Annotated in this window: 3 protein-coding genes; 2 read left to right on the forward strand and 1 reads right to left on the reverse strand. The window is 72.7% G+C overall.

The genetic code is table 11. The features are described 5' to 3' along the window. Positions 1-436 (reverse strand): hypothetical protein (locus DZF91_RS25930; RefSeq protein WP_407920940.1); only part of this gene is annotated, 436 nt, incomplete at its 3' end. Positions 437-1,044: 608 nt separating this feature from the next. Between DZF91_RS25930 and pip the strand changes: the two genes are divergently transcribed. Both pip and ectA read left to right on the forward strand, forming a co-directional pair. Beyond that, on the forward strand, positions 1,045-2,007 hold the full coding sequence (gene pip / locus DZF91_RS25935; protein ID WP_117359815.1) for a prolyl aminopeptidase: 963 nt from the start codon (positions 1,045-1,047) through the stop codon (positions 2,005-2,007). A 545-nt stretch (positions 2,008-2,552) separates the two neighbouring features. Next, positions 2,553-3,068: a diaminobutyrate acetyltransferase gene (ectA, locus tag DZF91_RS25940; protein ID WP_117359814.1), complete on the forward strand. Its 516-nt coding sequence runs from the start codon at positions 2,553-2,555 to the stop codon at positions 3,066-3,068. The last annotated feature ends 40 nt before the right edge of the window (positions 3,069-3,108 follow it).

Consider the following 3,108-nt stretch of genomic DNA (forward strand, 5'->3'; position numbering starts at 1 on the left):
GGCGGTCGGCCTGCTCGGCCTGGCCGCGGGCGCGCTGCACCTCGCCCCACGCGGCGGCGGCGTCGCGCTGCGCGGACTCGCGCTCGGCCTGGACGGCGGCGACCTGGGCGGCGGCGTCGGTGCGGCTCTGCTCGACCTTGCGCTCACCCGCCGACAGCGCGTCGCCGATGAGGTCGGCCATCTGGTGGAGGCGTTCGACGATGTCCCACGGCTGCGCCTCGGCGTCCGGGGCCGCTCCGGGGCGGGACGACCCGCCCGGGCCCTGCCCGTGGACCACCTGGCCGGGCACCACCTGCCCGGGGACGCCCTGCCCGTTCGCCGGTCCCGCCGCCTGGGCCGGGACGTCCGGCTGGGGCGTGGTGTCGCGGCCGAGCACGGGCCAGGCCGAGTCGGCGCCCGGGACCCCGCGCGAGCCGGATCCGTTCAGTTCGCTCACCGCATCCCTCGCCTGCACTCAGCGAGCCGTGACCCGGGGCGGGCCGGTCGCTCGGGGGGCTCCGTCGCGATCGCGGCGCTCGCCGCCGCACGGCTCGTCGCTTCGCTCACCACAGGCACTCTAGTGCCGACGCGCAGAGCGTTTGCCCAGTTTGGGGTTCAGTTCCTCGCTCCTCACGATCAACTGGCGGCCAGGCCAGAGCGGAAAATCACAGCTCACTCCCCTACACCCGGACTCGTCGGGCGGCCGGATGCGGGCGATCACCGAATTCCCCGCCGGGCGCGGTGTGAACCGTCCTCCGACACACCTTTCGCCGGTTTCCCGATGATCTCGTCCGCCCGGCGGCGCGTCTTTCCCGATGATCTCGTCCGCCCGGCGGCGCGTCTTTCCCGACGATCTCGTCCGCCCGGCGGCGCTTCCCGCCGCGGTGGCCGGACGAGCGGCCCACCGGGCATGTCGGTCACACCGGCCGGACCCGCCGCACCCGGGAGCGTCGTCCGCGCGACGGGGAGGGGCGGTGTGCCAGTGTGTGGCCCGTCGGTCCCTCAGCGGCGGGCCGGCGCTTTCAGCAGGACGTTCTTGACGGGAGAGTGGGCATGGGAACCGAACTGCGCGGCCTCTATCCGCCGATCGAGCCGTACGAGTCGGGGATGCTCGACGTGGGCGACGGCGACCGGATCTACTGGGAGGTCTGCGGGAACCCGGACGGGAAGCCGGCCGTGATGGTGCACGGCGGCCCCGGCGGAGGATGCGGCCCGGACCACCGCCGCCAGTTCGACCCGGCCAGGTACCGGATCGTCCTGTTCGACCAGCGCAACTGCGGACGCAGCACCCCGCACGCGTCCGACCCGTCGGTGTCGCTGGAGAACAACACGACCTGGAACCTGGTCGCCGACATGGAGCTGCTGCGCGAGCACCTGGGCATCGACCGGTGGCTGCTGTTCGGCGGGTCGTGGGGCAGCGCGCTGTCGCTGGCCTACGCGCAGAAGCACCCGGACCGGGTGACCGGGATGGTGCTGCGCGGCATCTTCACCCTCCGCCCGTTCGAGCTCACCTGGTTCTACGAGGAGGGCGCGTCGCTGCTGTTCCCCGACCTGTGGGAGCAGTACGTCGCCCCGATCCCCGAGGACGAGCGGGAGAACATGCTCGCGGCCTACCACGAGCGGCTGAACTCCCCCGACCGCGAGACCCGGGAGCGGGCGGCGCGCGCGTGGGCCACCTGGGAGGGGGCGACGGTGTCGCTGCTGCCCGATCCCGAGCGGGTCGCCGGATACGACGAGCCGGACTACGCGGTCGCGTTCGCGCGGATCGAGAACCACTACTTCGTCAACGACGGGTTCTTCGAGTACGAGCAGCTCATCGCGGACGTCGGCAAGATCCGGCACATCCCGGCGGTGATCGTGCAGGGCCGGTACGACGTGTGCACCCCGCCCGCGACGGCCTGGGACCTGCACCGGGCGTGGCCGGAGGCGGAGTTCCACCTGGTGCCGGACGCGGGCCACGCCTACACCGAGCCGGGCATCCTGCACCGTCTCATCGAGGCGACCGACCGGTTCGCCGAACTGGACTGACACCCGGGGGCCGGCCGGCCCCGCCGTCCAGCCCGTTTCCGGCGGTTTTGGGATGCTTCGGACGGATTCGGGCGCCGTTCCGGCCGGGACGTCCCGTCCCCTTTTTCCCGTCCCCGACCAGCGGATCCATCGAGAGGGCCGCACGCTTCGGCGTGGGGCCCTTTCGCGTTCGCGGGCCTCCCCCTACCGTGACTCCCATCGGCTCGGCGCACGCGACGCCTGCCGGGTCGGTGAAGATGACATCCGGGTGCTGTGATTCACCCCACACAATCGAGACCGGACGCTCGCGGCGCGGACGCCGCCGGGAGCGGGAAGCCCGCTGCGCCGGTGCGCGCGCGGCCCGGTCGCCCGGATCGCGGCGTCTCCCCTGGGCAGCCCCCGAAATGACGGCGCGGAAATGCGCCGAAACGCACGCCGTGCGCGCCGGAAAAATGCAAGCGGGTCACCCTACCCGCCTGCCACATGGCCAAACATCGCGCATATAACGAAAAATAACGATGGGTCGCGGGCATTCGCTAAGTTTCCTGGACATGGCAGTGCTACCGATGAGTTCCGCCCCCGGACCCACCGATACCGGCACCGGATTCGTCCTCGCAGAACCGACGCTGCGCGACGGTCCGGACCTCTGGCGCATGGCCCGCGAGTCCGAAGTCCTCGACGTGAATTCGCCGTACAGCTACACCCTCTGGTGCCGTGACTTCGCGGCGACCTCGATCGTGGCCCGCGAGGGCGACCGGCCGCGCGGGTTCGTCACCGGCTACGTCCGCCCCGACGCCCCCGGCACCCTCTTCGTCTGGCAGGTCGCGGTGGACCCGGAGCGGCGCGGGCTGGGCCTGGCGCGCCGCATGCTGGACGGCCTCGCCGAGCGCCTGGTGCCCCGCGGCGTCCACGCGATGGAGGCGACCGTCACCGCGAGCAACACCGCCTCGGCGGCCCTGTTCGGCTCGTTCGCCCGCGACCACGGCGCGGAGCTCGTGCGCATCCCGCTGTTCGGCCCGGAGCTGCTGGACGGCCACGAGGCCGAGGCCCTGTTCCGGATCAGCCCCCTCGGGACCACCTGACCGCACCCCGCCTCCCACGCCCCCAACCCGGACCCGCCCC

It is taken from the genome of Actinomadura logoneensis (genome assembly GCF_003428695.1).
GTDB lineage: Bacteria > Actinomycetota > Actinomycetes > Streptosporangiales > Streptosporangiaceae > Spirillospora > Spirillospora logoneensis.

Excerpts from the sequence above, each read along its gene's own strand:
- ectA (WP_117359814.1), top strand. The coding sequence starts at position 2,553 with ATGAGTTCCGCCCCCGGACCCACCGATACCGGCACCGGATTCGTCCTC.